We start from the raw sequence: 18,040 nt of genomic DNA, 5'->3' as shown, positions 1-18,040 counted from the left end.
CTCAAGGGCGCACGATGCAGCGGAAGCCGATGTGGCTGGCGCCGCTGTCCACGGCCTGGGGCGAGCGCGCGGCGGGGCGGTAGCGGCGGCAGTAGTTGGGCGCGCACAGGTGGCTGCCGCCCTTGAGGACGCGGCGAGGGATGGTGATGGCGGGCGTGAAGGGGTCCTGGCTGCCCTGCGCGGTGGAGGGGCCGCGCGGGTTGACGGGGATGCAGCACGCCTTGCCTTTGTTGCCCTGGTGGCGCTCCTGGTACCAGTCGGTGGTCCATTCCCAGACGTTGCCGGCCATCTCGTGCAGGCCGTAGCCATTGGGCGGGAAGGCGCCGACGGGGCAGGTGCCCTCGTGGCCGTCCTCGCGGAGGTTCTGCCATGGGAAGTAGCCCTGCCAGGTGTTGGCCAGGTGTTCGCCGTTCGGGGTGAAGTCATTGCCCCAGCAGAACTCGTTGCGGTCCAGTCCGCCGCGAGCGGCGCGCTCCCACTCCGCCTCGGTGGGGAGCGTCTTGCCGGCCCAGGTGGCGTAGGCCTCCGCGTCCTCGAAGGCGATGTGGACGACGGGGTGGTCGCGGCGGTGTTTCACGGAGGAGCGGCGGCCTTCGGGGTGTTTCCAGCAGGCCTCGGGGACATAGCTCCACCAGTTGGCCACGTTGCCCAGGTCCACGGGCCCCTGGGCCTTTTGAAAGACGAGCGAGCCGGGGACGAGCGTCTCCGGTGTGGCGCCGGGATAGTCCGCGGGATTGAGCGGGCGCTGGGCGACGGTGACGTAGCCGGTGGCTTCGACGAAGCGGGCGAACTGTTCGTTCGTCACGGTGAAGCGGTCCATCCAGAAGCCGGAGACGGTCACCTGATGCGCGGGGGCCTCTTCTGGATAGTGATGGTCGGAGCCCATCCAGTACGTGCCACCGGGAATCCACACCATGTCCGGGAACGGAGCCCGGCCGGGGCGCGCGGCGGTGTCGGTGGGCTCCACATCGGGAGTGGCGTCGCGGCTGTCATTCCGGTGCATGGTGGGATGTCCTCCAACGGAGAACATCCGGTCCGGCGAGGGGAATGACACTCGCACCCGGGAACGGGACGGGTGTCGGGCAGTGGAGGAATGGGCGCTCCACGGCCCGACGCCCCGGACGGCTAGTGGTGCGACTGCTGGAAGCGGTGGATGAACTGCTCCACCTCATTGGCCAGGGACATGACCTGGTCGCTGACGCTGGGCTCCTCCTTCTTCTTTCGCGCCGCCGCCATCTGCTGTTTCACGCGCTCCTTCATCGGCCCGATGCTCAGGCTGCCCGGGGCCTGGCTGGGCAGGAACTCGATGAGGCTCTCCGCGAACTGCTTCACCAGCATCTGCGCCGGGACGAACGTGAACATGCGCTCGCCGTACCAGGACGTGTACAGGCCGGAGTGGGGGCCGTATTCGAACGGGTCCGAGCGCAGGTTGATGAGGTAGGGCCACGCCGGGTTGAAGCGCTTGCCGCTGAACCACATGTCCGGGCCTTCACCGTCCTGGTAGCTGAAGATGATCTTCCAGTCCTTGTACCGGACCGCCGCCAGGTCGCCGCTGTCGAGCACGTAGATGAACTCGTTGCGGCGGCCCTCCTCCGTGCCCGCCAGAAGCCCTGTCTGGTCATACCCATCCAGGTGGACCCGGAAGGTCTTGGCCCCCACCTTGTAGCCGCGCTTGCACTTCTCCACGAGGTCCTTGGGGCCGCCCGCCGCGGCGACCAGCGTGGGCATCCAGTCCTCGTGCGCGAAGATGTCGTTGATGACGCGCCCCGGCTCCACCACGCCCGGCCAGCGCACCACGCACGGCACCCGCACGCCGCCCTCCCACGTCGAGCCCTTCTCCCCGCGGAACGGGCTGTTGCCTCCGTCTGGCCAGCCCATCTTCTCCACGCCGTTGTCGGTGGAGAAGACCACCAGGGTGTTGTCAGCGATGCCCAGCTCGTCCAGCTTGTCCAGCAGCACCCCGACGATGTCGTCCAGCTCCCGCATCGCGTCCGCGTAGAGGCCGTAGCCCGTGATGTTGCGGTACTTCTCCTGGAGGAACGTCCAGACGTGCGTGCGCGTGGTGTTGTGCCAGAGGAAGAAGGGCTTGCCCTCCTTCACGGCGCGCTCCATGAAGTCCAGCGAGCCCTCCAGGAATTCTCCGTCCACCGTCTCCATGCGCTTCTTGGTGAGCGGGCCGGTGTCCTCGATGCGCTGGTTGCCCACGATGCCCCAGCGCGGCTCCTCGGTGACGTCCTTGCGGGCCGTGGCCCAGCTGTGCAGCACGCCGCGCGGCCCGAAATGCGCCTTGAAGGCCGGGTCCTTGGGGTAGTCCGGGCACTCCGGCTCGTTCTCCGCGTTGAGGTGGTAGAGGTTGCCGAAGAACTCGTCGAAGCCGTGGTGGGTGGGCAGGTAGGGATTGGAGTCGCCCAGGTGGTTCTTGCCGAACTGGCCGCAGGTGTAGCCCAGCGGCTTGAGCATCTCCGCGATGGTGGGGTCGGAGTCCTGCAGGCCGTACTTCGCGCCCGGCATCCCAATGGTGGTGAGCCCGGTGCGAAGCGGGTTCATGCCGGTGATGAACGCCGCGCGGCCCGCGGTGCAGCTCTGTTGGCCATAGCAGTCGGTCATCATCGCGCCCTGCTTCGCGATGCGGTCGATGTTGGGCGTGCGGTAGCCCATCATTCCCTGGTTGTAGGCGCTGATGTTCCAGAAGCCGATGTCATCTCCCCAGATGACCAGGATGTTGGGCTTCTGCTTCGCCTGCTTGCCGTGTCCGTTGCCCGAGGACTTCGCCTTGCTCGCCATGAACGACCTCCTGGGCACGAGGTGTCCACAGAAGTCGGCACGGGCATCGTTCCAGGAGGCAGGTCCCGGCTCAGCGTGAGTCGCGTCCGCCAATGGCGGGGAAGCGCTCGTAGGCCCGCCGGAGTGCTCCGATGTGCTCGGGGTTGTCGTAATCGAGCGGCGCTTCCGTGAGCTGGACCACCCAGCCACCAGAAGGGGTGCGCCGTGAGCGGGACAGCAGCTCCGAGTCGCGGGAAGCGTCCGGGAAGCCAATGGCCTGTGCGGCGGCTTCGGACCAGTAGTTCAGCCACCCGAGGTAATGTGGAACCGTTGGAGAGCGAAGGTGCTTTGGCATTTCCAGCATGGGGAGTCCCCGAGGGGACAGCTTTGGCGAATTCGCGGAGCGATGCAGTTGCTCGGAGAGTTCCACGCCGAAGCTCCCCTGAGACGCATGGCCCCAAAACCCTCTCGCGCTCTCCGCGATGCCCACCAGCATGTTCGCGGCGTTCTCGATGGCGACCGCATCCAGGGGCAGCTGTGCATGGATGTCGAGAAGGGGCTGTCCGCCTGGAGCTTGACGTGCGGAAGTCTCCAGTCCGTTGAGCGTTACGGGATGGCTCTCGTTGCCATTGCAGAGAAGAGGAAATCGCCTGCGTGATGCCGCTTCCTCGACCCAGGAGTCCCGTTGCGGCAATGCAATGGGGTGCCCCTCCTTGGAGATTTCCCATTCCATTCGCAGGCCTGGGATCGCTCGTTCCATTGCATGAACAACCGTGAGTACACGGCCGTCATTGTGCATCAGTGCAGGGGCGTAGATGGTGACGGCAATGAGGGACCGCGTGGTCATCGGGTGCATCCTGTGACGACGATATGAAGGCGCTCGTCCTGGCGGAGCAACGCCTCTTTGTGCTTCTCGGTGCTCACTCCCACAACGAAGCCATACCCACAGCCTTCCGCGATGTCCTGCTCTTCGCGCATCTTCCTTGCCTGGTCTTCAACGACCGTTACTTGGAGGAATGCACTGTACGTGTCGAACTGGTCGGTCTTGATCTCCCACAGCACGGGCACTCCTACCTGTAGCGCGTCGAAGTGCTTCCCATCCACGAGCGCATCCATACCGGGAAACCGGTTCGGCGGGATGCGATCCGCGCACTTGTTGTGGTCATCGTCTCCGCCCCGGTGCGGCACGGGGATGGGTTCGCAACGGGACGGACGCCTGCGGTGCCTGGGCGGAAGTGGCGGGAGCAGGTCCTGGCCCGAGGGCTGAGGCTGGGGCTTTCGTTTCGCCACGGTCTCCCGCGGCGCCACCATCGTTCCGACTGTCGGCTTCACCTCCTCCGGATAGAGCTGGCGGAACTCATACGCGTCCAACTCCTCCTTGATGGCGACGGCGGCCACCATCACGCCGATGACAATCACCGCGCCCACGGCGATCTCCGGCGCGGCCAGGACGCAAACACCGACTCCCAGCACTGCCGCGTCCGCGGAGGCCACGGTGCACCGTCCCGTCGTGTCACGAAACCGGACCCGGTCGGTGTCCAGCGCCGGGAAGCACCGCTCCGCCACCTCGGCCCAGGGACGGGACGCCTCCTGGACGACGCACCGTCCGTCATCCGTCCAGGGCAGCTTCGCTGCCCGCTGGAGATTCGCGATGCGCGTGCTCCCGGCCGCTGAACCGCGCAGCGTTGACGTCGACGACGCGCAAGCCGAGAGAAGAAGCAGAAGCGCGATGGCGGCTCGACCCGGCATGGCCACGTTCTTTCGAGGAGGGGACCCTCGAACAGTACCAGTCAGGCCTTTCAGTGCACGGGCCCCCGCGAGTCGTCGTCAGCCGGTGGATGCGGCAGGTTCCGCAGCAGCTCCCGCATGCGTGTGTCCGCCTCATCCAGCCGGATGAGCAGGTCCTCCTGTCGGTGCCGCTCCTCGCCGTGCAGCATCGCGCCCGCTTCGTCCACGCGCGAGCGCACCAGGTACAGGCCATCCTGGATGAGGCGCCACTCCTGCCAGGCCTGGGACTCGTGATGCGCCATCCACGCCTCCACGCCCGCGCGCACGTGCGGATGGACGTTCTCCTTCCCCAGCCTCTCCAGCACGCCCGTGCGCTCCAGCAGCCGCTGCGCCGGTGCGTGCACTCGCGCCAGGGACAACGTGATGCCCCGGTTCGACAGGTCCTCGTGCAGCCCGGCCAGCATGTCCGCGCCCGGCACGTCCAGGTCGTCCGTCAACTCCAGGTCCAGCAACACCTCGCGCACCGGCACCTTCGCGTCGTGCACGCGCTTCAGCACCTCGTCCCTCAGTGACGTCGCGTTGGCGAAGAACACCCCCTCCTCCGGCCGGAAGACATCCAGGCCGGGCAGGGTGATGGCGGAGGACTCCCGGTGCGTGGCCGCCAGGTCCAGCGTCCCCGGCACCCGCCCCAGCTCGCTCAGGCGCGGCCGGCTGGCCCGGTACACCGTGAGGAACAGCGACAGGCCCACCGCGATGAGCAGTCCAGGCAACACGTCGAAGGCCAGCACGCCCACGAGCGCCACCGCCGCCCCCAGGAAGTCCGCGCGGCGCAGGCGCGCCAACCGCACCAGTTCCTTCACGTCCATCATCCCCAGGATGGCCACCACCACGATGGCCCCCAGCGTCGCCTCCGGCAGCGCGCGGAACAGCCCCGTGAGGAACAGCGCCACCAGCATCGTCAGCCCCGCGGTCACCAGCGAGGACACCTCCGTGGTGGACCCCGCCTGATCATTCGCGGCGGACTTGGACAGGCTGCACCCCATGCCGAAGCCCCGGAACAGACCTCCGCCCAGGTTCGCCGCGCCCAGACCCACCAGCTCGCGGTTGGGGTCGACCTCGTAGCCGTGCTTCGCGGCGAACATGCGCGCCGGGCCAATGGCCTCCGCGAACGCCACCAGCGCGATGCCGCAAGCGCCCGGCAACAGATTCACCAGGTCGCCCAGCTTCACATCCGGAATCTGCGGCGGCACCAGGCCCGCGGGAATGTGCCCCACGATGGCCACCCCCTTCGCATCCAGGTGCAACAGCGACGATGCAGCAATGCCCAGCACCAGCACCGCGAGCGCCGCCGGAATTCGCCGGGACACACGCCCCAGGAGCAGCAGCGCCGCGATGCTCGCCGCACCCACCGCGAGCGTCAGCACGTGCGTCTGCCCCAGGTGCGTGAGGATGTAGCCCAGCCGCTCGAAGAAGCCGCCCTTCGCGCCCTCGATGCCCAACAGCTTGGGCACCTGCTTGATGGCGATGATGAGCGCCAGCCCGAACACGAAGCCGCTCAGCACGGAGGAGGAGAAGAACTGCGCGACGCGGCCCAGCTTCAGCACCCCCGCCAGCACGGCCACCGCGCCCGCCATCAGCGCCAGCGCCGCCGTGAGCGCCACGAAGCGCGGCGTGCCCTGCTGCGCCATCGCACCCACCGTGGCGGCGGAGAGCACCGACACGCTGGCGGACACCGCGATGATGAGCTGCCGCGAGCTGCCGAACAGCGCATACAACGCCAGCGCCGCCGGAGTGGAGTACAGCGCCGCCTGCGGAGGCAGTCCCGCGAGCTGCGCGTAGGCCATGCCCTCCGGGATGTGCAGCGCCGTCACCGTGAGCGCGCCCACCAGGTCCTTCTTCAGTCGCGTCCTGTCATAACCCTTCAGCGAAGCCACGAAGGGACTGACGCGGGTGAGCCAGGGTGTACCCATGCGCTCGAGGTGGTCACCCGACCCGACAGGCGCATCGTCCGTCAGGCCTGGGCGTCCAGGCGGCCCGGGCCCCGCGCCGTCAGCCCATCAAGGCGAAGAGGTAGCAGATGAGCGTGAGCAGCAGGTTCGACACCGCGAACGTCACCGGATAACCGATGGCCGGGATGATGCTGTGCGTGGCCTCCTGCGACGCGCGCATGCCGGCGCTGTTGCACCGAGCTCCCGCGACGGCGCCCATCAGCACGGCGGTGTTCATCTTCATCACGTACTGGCCCACCACCCACGCGACGATGGGCGGCACCAGCGCCGCGATGAGGCCCACCACCAGGATGGGCGTCAGCGTGCCCCCCGCGATGGCGCTCGCCACGCCCGCGCCCGCGTTGATGCCCAGGATGGCGATGAAGACGTTGAGGCCCAGGTCCTCCAGCAGCTCGCGCGCCGCCTCCGGGAAGGGGCCACCCAGCGCCGGGTTGTGCGTGCGCAGGATGCTCAAGCCGATGCTCACGATGAGCAGACCCACCGCGGAGCCCAGGCTGAACTTCACTCCGCCCACCGGCACGGTGATGGCGCCCAGGAACGCGCCCAGCGCCACGCCCAACGCCAGGGTGATGATGTCCGTCACCAGGCTGGGCCGCACCCCCTGACCCACGTGCTTCTCCATCGCCTCCAGGCGCCGGTGGCTGCCCGTCACGCGCAGGACGTCTCCCCGGCGGACGACCTCGTTCCGATCGAGCGGCAGCTCGACGCCGCCGCGAAACCAAGCGTTGAGGTAGAGGCCATGCCCTGCCGTCTCGGCCAGCTCTCCCAGCGTGCGCCCGACGATGTCCGTCTGGTGCGCGATGAGCTCCACCGTCTCCACGCGCACGTCCCCCAGCGGCGAGTTCACCTCCGGCCCGATGCGCACGGGCCCGTTCAAGAGCAGTCCCACGGGGCCCGCCACGGCGACCTCGTCCCCCCGGTGCAGCACCAGACCGTCCTCGGGCAGGTAGACGCGGCCCGCGTGCAGCACCCGCTCGACGCCCGCGCGAGGCGCCAGGGGCCCCAACTGTCCCAGGCTCTGTCCGGCCACCTCCGGGTTCTCCACGCGGAACACGCGAACGTGCAGCGGCGCGGTGCCGTGGAGGAAGGACTCGGCGGTGCCGGGCAGGGGGTCCTGCTGCTCACCCGCGAGCTGCTGCTCCATCGCCTTCGCGTCCGCCATCGCGTCTCGGCCGAACAGCTTCGGCAGCACCTTCGCCATCACGGTGAAGAGCACCATGCTGACGGAGTAGAGCAGCGCGTAGGACGTGGTCAGGTTCGCGCGGGCCTCTTCCAGCGTCACGCCCGAGGGCAGCTTCACCGCGCCGCTGGCCAGCGCCGACTGCGCCGCGCCGAAGCCGGGCGTGGCCGTGTTCGCGCCGGACAGGATGCCGGCCACCAGTCCCGGCTGGAGGGGGAAGACGAACCTCGACAGGTACACCAGCAGCGCGGACAGGAGCGGCACCAGCAGCGCCAGCACCAGCAGGTGCCGCCCCTCGCGCTGGAGCCCGCCGATGAACTGCGGCCCCACCTTCATGCCGATGGCGAAGATGAAGAGGTTGAAGAACACCGTGCTGGTGAACTCCGGGATGGCATAGGTGATGTGGAACGCCTGGTAGGCCCAGAGGCTCACCGCCAACCCCAACAGCAGCGTGGCCGCGGTGGAGCCCAGGCCCACGCCCTTCACCTGCATCTTCCCCAGCGCGTAGCCCCCCGCCACGACGAGGAACAGCAGGATGAAGGGCTGATGCCCCAGCGCCCCGAGCAGCTTCCCGAAGAAGCCGTGCGGCGCTGGAGCTGCGCCCGTGCCCTGGGCGAAGGCGACGGCCGCCAGCCCCACGGCCACGGCCCCCACGACGAGCGCGGGGGGGCGGGTGATGACTCGCATGGGAATGCTCCCTTCCCGTGTGGGGCCTCAGTGGTGGTAGCCGGACGCCTCTTCCTTCGACATGGGCGTGGACACCGGGTGGCGGCGGAAGTGCTCGATGCAGCTCACCAGGTCGTGCACCAGCAGCGTGGCCAGGTCCCGGCTGACGCCGTGGCGCACCAGCACTCGCTGCACGACCAGGTCCTGGAGGTTGGAAGGCATGGGGTAGGCGGGCACCTGCCAGCCCCGCTCGCGCATCCGGTCCGCCAGGTCATAGAGCGTGAAGCCCGGGTTCACGCCGTCCTTCATCTTCCAGCACACGCCAGGCACGCCGCCCCGGCCGTCGTAGAGGATGTCGAAGAGGCCGATCTGCTCGATGGCCTTCGCCATGAAGTTCGCGGTGTCCGAGCACGCCTGCTGGACGCGCCGGTAGCCCTCTTTCCCCAGGCGCAGGAAGTTGTAGTACTGGATGGCGATCTGCCCGCCCGGCCGCGAGAAGTTCAGCGCGAACGTCGGCATGTCCCCGCCCAGGTAGTCCACGCGGAACACCAGCTCGTCGGGCAGGTCGCTCTTGTCGCGCCACACCGCCCAGCCGCAGCCCAGCGGCGTCAGGCCGAACTTGTGGCCGGAGGCGTTGATGGACTTCACCCGTTCGATGCGGAAGTCCCACACCACGTCCTTGTGGATGAACGGCGCGATGAAGCCGCCGCTCGCCGCGTCCACGTGGATGGGGATGTCCAGGCCCGTGCGCCGCTGCAAGTCGTCCAGCGCCTCCGCGATGGCCGCCACCGGCTCGTAGACGAGGTTGAAGGTGACGCCCAGCGTGGGCACCATGCCGATGGTGTTCTCGTCGCAGCGCTTGAGCACCTCCTCCGGCGTCAGCGTCATCCGGCCGGGGGCGAGCGGCACCTGCCGCAGCTCCACGTCGAAGTAGCGCGCGAACTTGTGCCAGCAGATCTGCACCGGGCCGCAGATGAGGTTGGGCTTGTCCGTGGGCTTTCCCTGCGCTTCGCGGCGCTTGCGCCAGCGCCACTTCAGGGCCAGGCCGCCCAGCATCGCGGCCTCGCTGGAGCCGGTGGTGGAGGTGCCCACGGTGTTGTTCGCGTCGGGCGCGTGCCAGAGGTCGGCGAGCATGTTCACGCAGCGCGTTTCAATCTCCGCGGTCTGCGGGTACTCGTCCTTGTCGATCATGTTCTTGTCCAGGCACTCGTCCATCAGCCGGTGCACCTGGGGCTCGGACCACGTCTGGCAGAAGGTGGCCAGGTTCTGCCGCGAGTTGCCGTCCAACAGCAGCTCGTCATGCACCACCGCGTAGGCGTGCTCCGCGCTGTGCTCGTCGTCCGGGATGCGGAACTTGGGCATCGGGACGGACAGGTCCGGCGAGGCGTAGACGTCGTCGTTGATGCGGTCGCGGACTTCGTCCTTTCCATGCAGCGGCATGCGCGCTCCTTGACGGTGGGGTGCCTTCCCTTTCGGTGAGATGGCGCGTGCGCGCGGGAAGGGCGTCGTCCTCCAGGGAGGGCCGGCCAGCGGCGCATCCGTCTGTTTCCTCCGGCGACATGCGTCATGCATGACGCTGGTCATGCCTGCCGGAGTGGCGCGAGGCTGCCGGGCATGATCACCGTTAGTGCATTCAAGTGGGTGCCGCCGTTCGCGCAAGGCGTGGTTCGGGACCTCCGGGTGAGGTGGGCGCTGGAGGAGGCGGGCCTGCCGTACGAGGCGCGGCTCATCGACCCCCAGATTCAGAAGTCCGCGGACTACCGCGCGCAGCAGCCCTTCGGGCAGGTGCCGGTGTTCCAGGAGGACGGCCTGACGCTCTTCGAGTCGGGCGCCATCGTGGTCCACATCGCGCTGAAGAGCGAAGCGCTCTTCCCCAGGGACGAGGCGGGCCGGACGCGCGCGCTCACGTGGGTGTTCGCGGCGTTGAACTCGGTGGAGATCTACGTCCAGCAGCTCGCGGAGATCGACCTGTTCGCGCCGGATGCCCCCTGGGCGAAGCTCCACCGGCCCGACGTGGAGAAGCAGATCCACCACCGCCTGGGCGAGCTGGCCACGTGGCTGGGGAGTCGCGAGTACCTGGAGGACCGCTTCACCGCGGGCGACCTGATGATGACCACGGTGCTGCGCATCCTGCGGCACACCGACGTGCTCGACGCGCATCCCACGCTCAAGGCCTACAAGGAACGCTGCGAGGCCCGGCCCGCGTTCCAGCGCGCGCTGGCCGCGCAGATGGAGGCCTTCCAGCAGCACGAGCGGCGCGAGGCCTGACGCGACTGGCTCCGCGCGCCGCTTCGCGCTAGGGAGGAAGTCATGTCCTCCGCCCTCCAGACCCGTCCCCGGAGTGAGCTTGCCTCCGGGCGCTTCGGCCAGACCCACTACATGCTCCGCCGCAAGTTCTTCAAGATCTTCGGCGGCGCGTTCCACATCTACGACGCGGCGGGCAACGTCGCCTTCTACTCGAAGATGAAGGCCTTCAAGCTGAAGGAGGACCTGCGCGTCTACAGCGGCGAGGACATGCAGGAGGAGCTCATCACCATCCAGGCCCGCGGCATCCTGGACTTCGGCGCCACCTACGACGTCACCGACGCGGCGACGGGAGAGCGCGTGGGCGCGCTGCGCCGCAAGGCCCTGAGCTCCATCCTGCGCGACACCTGGCTCATCCTGGACGCGGATGGGCAGGAGGTGGGCAAGGTGGAGGAGGACAGCATGCTGCTGGCGCTCGTGCGGCGCTTCCTCACCAGCCTCATCCCGCAGACCTTCACCGGGACCCTGGGCAGCGAGCAGGTGTTCAGCTTCCGGCAGCACTTCAACCCGTTCATCCAGAAGATCGACCTGGACTTCTCCGTGGACACGCAGCGCCGGTTGGACCGGCGTCTGGGCATCGCCGCGGCGGTGCTCCTGTGCGCGATTGAAGGCCGACAGTCCGGCGGGTGAAGACGCCTGGACACGGTGCTCGGCCCGGTCCTATGTGTCCGGGCATGCAAGCCCGGTCCTCGCAGATGCAGGTGCTCATCGTCGGAGGGGGCCTCGTGGGCCTCTCGACGGCGTTGTTCCTCGCCCATCAGGGCGTGCGCTCGCTGGTCATCGAGAAGCACGCGGGCACCTCGCTCCATCCCCGCGCACGGGGCTTCCATGCGCGCACCGTGGAGTTGTTGCGGTCCACGTGCGCGAGGGAGGAGGTGGAGCGGGCCGGGTCCGTTCCCGCGGGCACGGTCGTGGGAGAGCTGGTGGCCGCCACGCTCGCGGGGCCGGTGCATTCGTGGAAGACGCGGACGGTGTCCACGCAGCGGACGGATGTCAGCCCGTGCCCGTACGTCTTCCTGGGACAGGACCGGCTGGAGCCCATCCTCCTGAAGGCCGCGCGGAGCCAGGGCGTGGAGGTGCGCTTCCGGCATGAGCTGACGGGCTTCACGCAGGATGCGCGGGGCGTACGGGCCACGGTGCTCGACCGCGAGTCGGGGACGGTGTCCACCGTGGAGGCGGCGTACCTCGTTGGCGCGGATGGCGTGCGCAGCCCGGTACGCGAGGCGCTGGGCATCGCGCTGCGCGGCCGGGGCTCCTTTGGCCACAACATCTCCACACTCTTCGACGCGGACCTCTCACCCGTGCAGCGAGAGGTGCCGCTGGCCTTCGCGGTCATCACGCATCCGGAGGTGGGCGGCGTCATCGCGGCCACGGACGTGAAGGACCGGTGGATCCACGCGACGCGGATCGACGTGTCCCGGGAGAAGGCCGAGGACTTCACGGAGGCCCGGTGGACGGAGCGGCTGCGCACCGTCACTGGCATCGCGGACCTCGAGCCCACGTTGCACGGGACCTTCGTGTGGGAGGCCGCGGAGCGCGTCGCGGAGCGTTTCGGTTCAGGCCGTGTCTTCCTGGCCGGAGACGCGGCGCACCAGATGCCGCCCACGGGAGGCTTTGGCGCCAACACCGGCATCCACGACGCGGCGAACCTCGCGTGGAAGCTGGCCGCGGTGTTGAACGGTCACGCGGGCCCCGCGCTGCTGGAGACCTACGACGCCGAGCGAAGGCCCGTGGCCGCCGCCACCGCGAACCAGGCCGCGCTGCTCGCGCTGCGGATGGCGAAGCAGGCACTTCCGGCGGACGCGGAGTTCGTCGACGAGGACGCAATCACCCTGGGCTACCGCTACGGAGACGGCCCTCCGCTGCCGAAGACGTTCGTCCCCTCGGGCGAACCCAGCACGCGCGCGCCGCACGTATGGCTGGAGGGCGGCAAGTCAACGCTGGACCTCTTCGGCAACGGCTTCGTCCTGCTGACTGGAAACGAAGCGTGGAGCGCTGCGAGCCGGAGACTCGCGGAGCGCATGCCCCTGCTGCGGGTTCACGAGGTCCACGGCTGGCAGCACGCGTATGGAGTAGGGGAGGGAGGTGCCTGCCTCGTGCGCCCGGATGGCATGGTGGCCGCGCGGTGGAGTGGGCCCGTCCAGGACGCGGAGCAGGTGCTCGAGGCCACGCTGAGCGGCCGCTTCAGCGCACGCTGGCCCAGAACGGCTTGAGCGCCTCGCGGCTCGTCGACAGTGCCTGCCTTGCGTCCGCGTTCACGTTGCCGGACGCGAAGCTGTCATCGCGCCCTGCCAGCACTTCGATGCAGGCGTGCACGGAGTTCGACAGCCCCTCCAGCGAATAGCCGCCCTCCAGCACCAGTGCCAGCTTCCCGCCGGAGACCTCCTCCGCCAGCTTGCGCACGGCGGTGCACATCGCCGCGAAGCCGCGCTCGGTGAGGTCCATGCCGCCAATCGGATCCGCGCGGTGCGGGTCGAACCCCGCGGACACCAGCACCAGGTCCGGCCGGTACGCCTGCGCCACGGGGAGCAGCAGCTCCTCGAAGATCATCCCGTAGTCCGCGTCCGTGTTGCCGCCCGGCAGGCCGCAGTTGACCGTGTAGCCCTGGCCCTCTCCGCGCCCCACCTCCGGCGCCGCGCCGCTGCCCGGGTAGTAGGGGAACTGGTGCACCGACTGGTAGAGCACGTCCCTGCGGCCCCAGAACGCGGCCTGGGTGCCGTTGCCGTGGTGCACGTCCCAGTCCAGCACCAGCACGCGCTCGGCTCCCAGCCGCCGTCCTGCCTCCGCCGCGATGGCGACGTTGTTGTAGAGGCAGAAGCCCATCGCCCGGTCCGGCTCCGCGTGGTGGCCGGGTGGACGCACCAGCGCGAACGCGTTCCTCACGTGCCCCGCCATCACCTGCTCCACGGCCTGCACCGCCGCGCCCGCCGCGACCCGCGCCGCGTCGATGCTGTCCGGCGACACCGCCGTGTCCTCGTCGATGCGCTCGAAGCGGCCGCCCAGCTTCTCCATCGCTTCCAGGTGCGCTGGGGTGTGCACCGCCAGGATCTCCGCGTCCGTGGCGGAGCGGGGATGGGTCATCACCGTGCCCGCGATGGGGTTTCGCGCCAGCATCTGGAGGATGCGCCGCAAGCGGGCGGGCGACTCGGGGTGGCCCTCGCCGGCGTCGTGCTGGAGGAAGAGCGGGTCGGTGAGCAGCAGCGTCGCGGTCATCTCCTAGACCTTACGCATCCTGCTCCCGGGAACCCAGCGTCCGTCCCTGGCGGTCGGGGTGGTCCGTTCCTTGCCCTGGGTGGGCCACCCTCCCTACAGTGCGCGGGCCTTGCAACGTCGCCTCAAGAAACCCGGTCTCCGGGGCATCCTCCTGGGTTCGTTCGGCCTCGCACTGGCCGTCATCCTCGGGACGCTCTACTTCGTCGTTCCCCGCCAGGTGGGCAACCACCTGAGGGAGCGCATGGTCCTGCACGCCCAGAACAAGGCCGAGGAGGTGGTCGCGCTGGTCGAGAAGCAGGCGGACACCCAGCCGGTCCCCAACCTGGGAGAGCGCCTGCGGGACGACGACTTCAGCGTCGTGGCGGTGCTCGACGCCCAGGGCGTGCCCCGCGCCACCTCCCCGGCGACAGCGCCCTCCTGGTTCACCCAGGACCTGGAGAAACGTCTCCAGCAGCGCCCGCTCCCGCCGCTGGATCAGATGGACTTCGAAGGCGGCAACTGGGCGGTGACCAAACCGGTGACGCTCGCGGGCGGCGTGCCCGGTGAGGTCGTCGTGGTGGTGGACGCGGCCCGGCTGGAGGGCGTGCTCACCGCCCTGCGCCACACGGTGCTGCTGGCCTTCCTCGTGGGCCTGGTGCTCTTCCTCCTGGTGGCGTTCCTCATCTCGCGCGCGTTCATCCTCCACCCGCTGGACGCGATGATGTCCATGGCGCGCAAGCTGGCGGAGGCCGACCTCACTGGCCGCGCGGAGGTGCGCAACAACAAGGACGAGCTGGGCCAGCTGGCGGAGGCCCTCAACCGCATGGCCCAGTCCTGGCGCGACACGCTGGGCCGCGTGCGCGGCGTGTCCGACGTGGTGGCCGGCGTCATCGAGCAGATCCACCGCACCGGCACCACCGTGTCCTCCGGCGCGGGCACCGTGCAGTCGCGCGTGGAGGAGACGTCCTCCTCCATGGTGGAGATGATGGCCAGCTTGCGCGGCATCGCGGAGAACGTGGAGGTCCTCTACCAGAGCGCGGAGGAGAGCAGCTCCTCCATCATGGAGATGGCCGCCACCAACGACGAGGTGGCGGAGAACGTCCAGGCCATGGCCGCCAGCGTGGAGGAGACCACCAGCGCCATCGAGCAGATGACGTACTCCATCAAGGAGGTGGCCAAGAACATCGAGGACCTCTCCGCGTCCACGGAGGACACCTCCTCCGCCATCAGCCAGATGGACGCCGCCATCGGTCAGGTCGACGCCAACGCCAACGAGACGGCCCGCCTGTCCGAGCAGGTCTTCGAGGACGCGCAGACGGGCGTGGAGGCCCTGCGCAAGACGCTCTCCGGCATCGACCGCATCAAGGACACCAGCCGCACCGCCGCAGGCGTCATCGACAGCCTGGGCCGGCGCATCAGCGAGATTGGCAACATCCTCAACGTCATCGACGACGTGGCGGAGCAGACGAACCTGCTGGCCCTCAACGCCGCCATCATCGCCGCTCAGGCCGGCGAGCACGGCAAGGGCTTCGCGGTGGTGGCCGAGGAGATCAAGGACCTGGCCGAGCGCACCGGCGCGTCCACCAAGGAGATCGCCGAGCTCATCCGCGGTGTGCAGGAGGAGAGCCGCAACGCCGTGGTGGTGATGAACCAGGGCGTCAAGAGCGTGGAGGAGGGCGTGCAGCTGGGCCGCGAGGCGGAAGGCGCCCTGCGGAAGATCAACGACAGCACCCAGAAGTCCACGCAGATGGTGAAGGCCATTGCCCGCGCCACCGTGGAGCAGGCGCGCGGCAGCAAGCAGGTGACGGCCGCCATCCACCGCATCTCCGCCACCGTGTCGATGATCTCCCAGGCCTCCAACGAGCAGGCCCGGGGTGGCGAGCAGATCATGAAGAGCGCGGAGCGGATGAAGACGCTCACCCAGCACGTGCAGCGCTCCAGCCAGGAGCAGGCGCACGGCAGCAAGCAGATCACCCGCTCCATCGAAAGCATCAACGAGATGGTCACCCACCTGAACCGCGCCCAGAAGGAGCAGACCAAGGGCAGCGAGCAGGTGCTCAAGGCCGTGGAGACCATCAAGGGCGTGTCCGAGCACCAGACGCGCTCGGTGCGCCAACTGGAGGAGGCCATCGACAACCTCACGCGCCAGGCCGAAATCCTCCGCGCCGAGGTGCGCCGCTTCCGTGTCTGACGCACCCGCCGTTCCCCGCTGAAGGCCTCCATGCCCGAGTCGTCCGAGTCCGCCACCTCCCGTCCCGTATCCGAGCGCGCCGTGGTGCTGCTCATCGGCGCGGTGCAGTTCGTCAACATCCTCGACTTCGTGATGGTGATGCCGCTGGGCCCGGACTTCGCGAAGGGGCTGGGCATCGAGTCCTCGCACATCGGGACCATTGGCGGCAGCTACACCGCCGCCGCGAGCGTGGCGGGGCTCCTGGGCGGCTACTTCCTGGACCGCTTCGACCGGCGCAAGGCGCTGGCCGTGTGCATGCTGGGGCTCGTCGCGGCCACCGCGGCGGGCGGGTTCGCGGTGGGGCTGTCCACGCTCTTGCTGGCGCGGGTATTGGCGGGGCTCTTCGGCGGACCGGCGACGGCGCTGTCCCTGTCCATCATCGCGGACCTCATCCCGGTGGAGCGCCGGGGCCGGGCGCTGGGCGCGGTGATGGCGTCCTTCTCCGTGGCCTCCGTGCTGGGCGTGCCCCTGGCCCTGAAGGTCGCGGAGCTGGGCACCTGGCGCACGCCCTTCTTCGTGGTGGCGGCGCTGGGGCTGGTGCTGGTGCTGGCCGCGCTGTGGCTCCTGCCACCCGTGCGCGGGCACCTCAAGCCCGGCGGCAGCGCCTCCCGGGCCCCGGGCGTGGGCGAGCTCCTGGGCAACACCGACGTCCAGCTGTCCTACCTGATGACGGCGCTGGTGATGATGAGCGGCTTCATCGTCATCCCCAACATCTCCGCCTACCTCCAGCAGAACCTGGGCTACCCGCGCGAGAGCCTGTGGATCATCTACGCCGCGGGCGGCGTGGTGAGCTTCTTCACGCTGCGGCTGACGGGGCCGCTGGTGGACCGCTTCGGCTCCTTCCGCATCGGCACGGTGGGCGTGGTGCTGGCGGCAATCACCACGTACGTGGGCTTCATCCACTACCCCGCGTGGATGCCCATCCCCGTGCTGTTCATGGCCTTCATGCTGGCCATGGGCGTGCGCAACGTGGCGTACAACACGCTCACCTCACGCGTGCCGGACAACCCGGTGCGCGCCCGCTTCATGTCGCTGCAGTCCGCCACCCAGCACATGGCCTCCGCGCTGGGGGCCTTCCTGTCCTCGCGCCTGCTGGTGGACCTGCCGGACGGGACGCTCGGCGGCATGGACACCATCGCCTGGGTGTCCATCGGGCTGGCGGTGGGGGTGCCCGTCATGTTGCGGGTGGTGGAGGGGCGGGTGCGCTCGCGTGAGCAGGCCCGGGCCCTGGCGGTCCCCCCGGCGCAGGGGATGGCCGCGCCGCTGTCACCGGAGGCCCACTCCCACGGCTGATGGGGCAATGTGCCCCAGCGGGCGGGAGGAGCCCGGCCGCCCGCCTCCCGGACACGAGGCCAGACGGACGCTGGACGGTCGCTGACGGTTGCGCGGGCCGCCTGTGGGCGCGATAACCCCGGGACGTTCCCTCCAAGGGGAAGACGACCACCCATGTTCAACATCGGCGCAGGCGAAATGGTGTTCATCCTGGTGGCCGCGCTGATCGTGCTCGGCCCCCAGCGGCTGCCTGAGCTGGCGCGGGCCATCGGCAAGTTCATGCGCGAGTTCCGCCGGCAGACGGACGACGTGCGCAACGTGGTGGAGCGCGAGTTCTACGCGATGGACCAGGACTTCAACAGCGAGGTCCCCCCGACGCGCCCTGGCACGCGCGTGCCGTCCCCGCCGCCGGAGCTCGCCGCGTCCTCCATCCCCGGGGCCGCCCCCGCCAACGTGCTCGCCGAGCCCGCCCCCGCGCTCACCGCGACGGTGGACCCCGCGAACGTGCCCGCTCCCTCCGAGGCCGCCCCGGATGCTCCCGCCGCCGACGCGCAGGCCGCGGCACAGCCGGGTGCCGCGCCGGCGCAGGACGAGAATGGCCTTCCGCAACTCGCCCCCATCCCGGGCACGGTGGCGCGCAACGCGCCGAAACGGAGCTGAGCCCTGAATCGCCAAGGGGTTGACCTGTCGGATTTC

14 protein-coding genes are annotated in these 18,040 nt (G+C 69.2%); 6 read left to right on the top strand and 8 right to left on the bottom strand.

The genetic code is table 11. The annotated features are described in order from the left end of the window. Window position 1: 1 nt before the first annotated feature. The 7 genes from ACX114_RS32200 to ACX114_RS32170 all read right to left on the bottom strand — a co-directional run bounded on the left by ACX114_RS32200 (window position 2) and on the right by ACX114_RS32170 (window position 9,786). A complete protein-coding gene (locus tag ACX114_RS32200) occupies window positions 2-1,003 on the bottom strand; it encodes a formylglycine-generating enzyme family protein (protein WP_459290939.1) in 1,002 nt (333 codons plus the stop codon). A 122-nt stretch (window positions 1,004-1,125) separates the two neighbouring features. Beyond that, a complete protein-coding gene (locus tag ACX114_RS32195) occupies window positions 1,126-2,784 on the bottom strand; it encodes an arylsulfatase (RefSeq protein ID WP_459290937.1) in 1,659 nt (552 codons plus the stop codon). 70 nt (window positions 2,785-2,854) lie between these two features. After that, a complete protein-coding gene (locus ACX114_RS32190) occupies window positions 2,855-3,610 on the bottom strand; it encodes a DUF5953 family protein (RefSeq protein WP_459290935.1) in 756 nt (251 codons plus the stop codon). After that, window positions 3,607-4,257: a DUF6310 domain-containing protein gene (locus tag ACX114_RS32185; RefSeq protein WP_459290933.1), complete on the bottom strand. Its 651-nt coding sequence runs from the start codon at window positions 4,255-4,257 to the stop codon at window positions 3,607-3,609. The genes ACX114_RS32190 and ACX114_RS32185 overlap by 4 nt, the downstream gene beginning before the upstream one ends. Before the next feature lie 305 nt (window positions 4,258-4,562). Next, on the bottom strand, window positions 4,563-6,461 hold the full coding sequence (locus ACX114_RS32180) for a SulP family inorganic anion transporter (RefSeq protein ID WP_459290931.1): 1,899 nt from the start codon (window positions 6,459-6,461) through the stop codon (window positions 4,563-4,565). 79 nt (window positions 6,462-6,540) lie between these two features. Continuing rightward, a complete protein-coding gene (locus ACX114_RS32175; protein WP_459290929.1) occupies window positions 6,541-8,367 on the bottom strand; it encodes an aspartate:alanine exchanger family transporter in 1,827 nt (608 codons plus the stop codon). 27 nt (window positions 8,368-8,394) lie between these two features. Beyond that, on the bottom strand, window positions 8,395-9,786 hold the full coding sequence (locus ACX114_RS32170) for a glutamate decarboxylase (protein ID WP_459290927.1): 1,392 nt from the start codon (window positions 9,784-9,786) through the stop codon (window positions 8,395-8,397). 174 nt (window positions 9,787-9,960) lie between these two features. On the opposite strand from ACX114_RS32170, the gene ACX114_RS32165 reads away from it, so the two are divergent. The 3 genes from ACX114_RS32165 to ACX114_RS32155 are packed head-to-tail and all read left to right on the top strand — an operon-like array spanning window position 9,961 to window position 12,863. Next, the gene (locus ACX114_RS32165; RefSeq protein WP_459290925.1) at window positions 9,961-10,614 is read left to right on the top strand and encodes a glutathione S-transferase family protein; all 654 of its coding nucleotides are present in this window, start codon (window positions 9,961-9,963) and stop codon (window positions 10,612-10,614) included. Window positions 10,615-10,656: 42 nt separating this feature from the next. After that, window positions 10,657-11,280, top strand: coding sequence for an LURP-one-related/scramblase family protein (locus ACX114_RS32160; protein ID WP_459290923.1), 624 nt, complete (start codon window positions 10,657-10,659; stop codon window positions 11,278-11,280). 44 nt (window positions 11,281-11,324) lie between these two features. Beyond that, complete coding sequence (locus ACX114_RS32155) at window positions 11,325-12,863, top strand: FAD-dependent oxidoreductase (RefSeq protein WP_459290921.1); 1,539 nt, start codon at window positions 11,325-11,327, stop codon at window positions 12,861-12,863. On the opposite strand, the gene ACX114_RS32150 is transcribed toward ACX114_RS32155, so the two are convergent. Beyond that, complete coding sequence (locus ACX114_RS32150; protein WP_459290919.1) at window positions 12,835-13,863, bottom strand: histone deacetylase family protein; 1,029 nt, start codon at window positions 13,861-13,863, stop codon at window positions 12,835-12,837. The two genes, ACX114_RS32155 and ACX114_RS32150, sit on opposite strands and share 29 nt — an antisense overlap. Before the next feature lie 109 nt (window positions 13,864-13,972). Between ACX114_RS32150 and ACX114_RS32145 the strand changes: the two genes are divergently transcribed. The 3 genes from ACX114_RS32145 to tatB all read left to right on the top strand — a co-directional run bounded on the left by ACX114_RS32145 (window position 13,973) and on the right by tatB (window position 18,004). Next, window positions 13,973-16,033, top strand: coding sequence for a methyl-accepting chemotaxis protein (locus ACX114_RS32145; RefSeq protein WP_459290917.1), 2,061 nt, complete (start codon window positions 13,973-13,975; stop codon window positions 16,031-16,033). 30 nt (window positions 16,034-16,063) lie between these two features. Then, complete coding sequence (locus tag ACX114_RS32140) at window positions 16,064-17,365, top strand: MFS transporter (RefSeq protein ID WP_459290915.1); 1,302 nt, start codon at window positions 16,064-16,066, stop codon at window positions 17,363-17,365. 153 nt (window positions 17,366-17,518) lie between these two features. Further along, a complete protein-coding gene (gene tatB / locus ACX114_RS32135; RefSeq protein WP_459290913.1) occupies window positions 17,519-18,004 on the top strand; it encodes a Sec-independent protein translocase protein TatB in 486 nt (161 codons plus the stop codon). Window positions 18,005-18,040: the final 36 nt, after the last annotated feature.

It is taken from the genome of Corallococcus sp. M7, from assembly GCF_054512695.1.
Note: the sequence above shows the minus strand (reverse complement) of the source record. Positions and strands in the feature narration are given on the sequence as shown.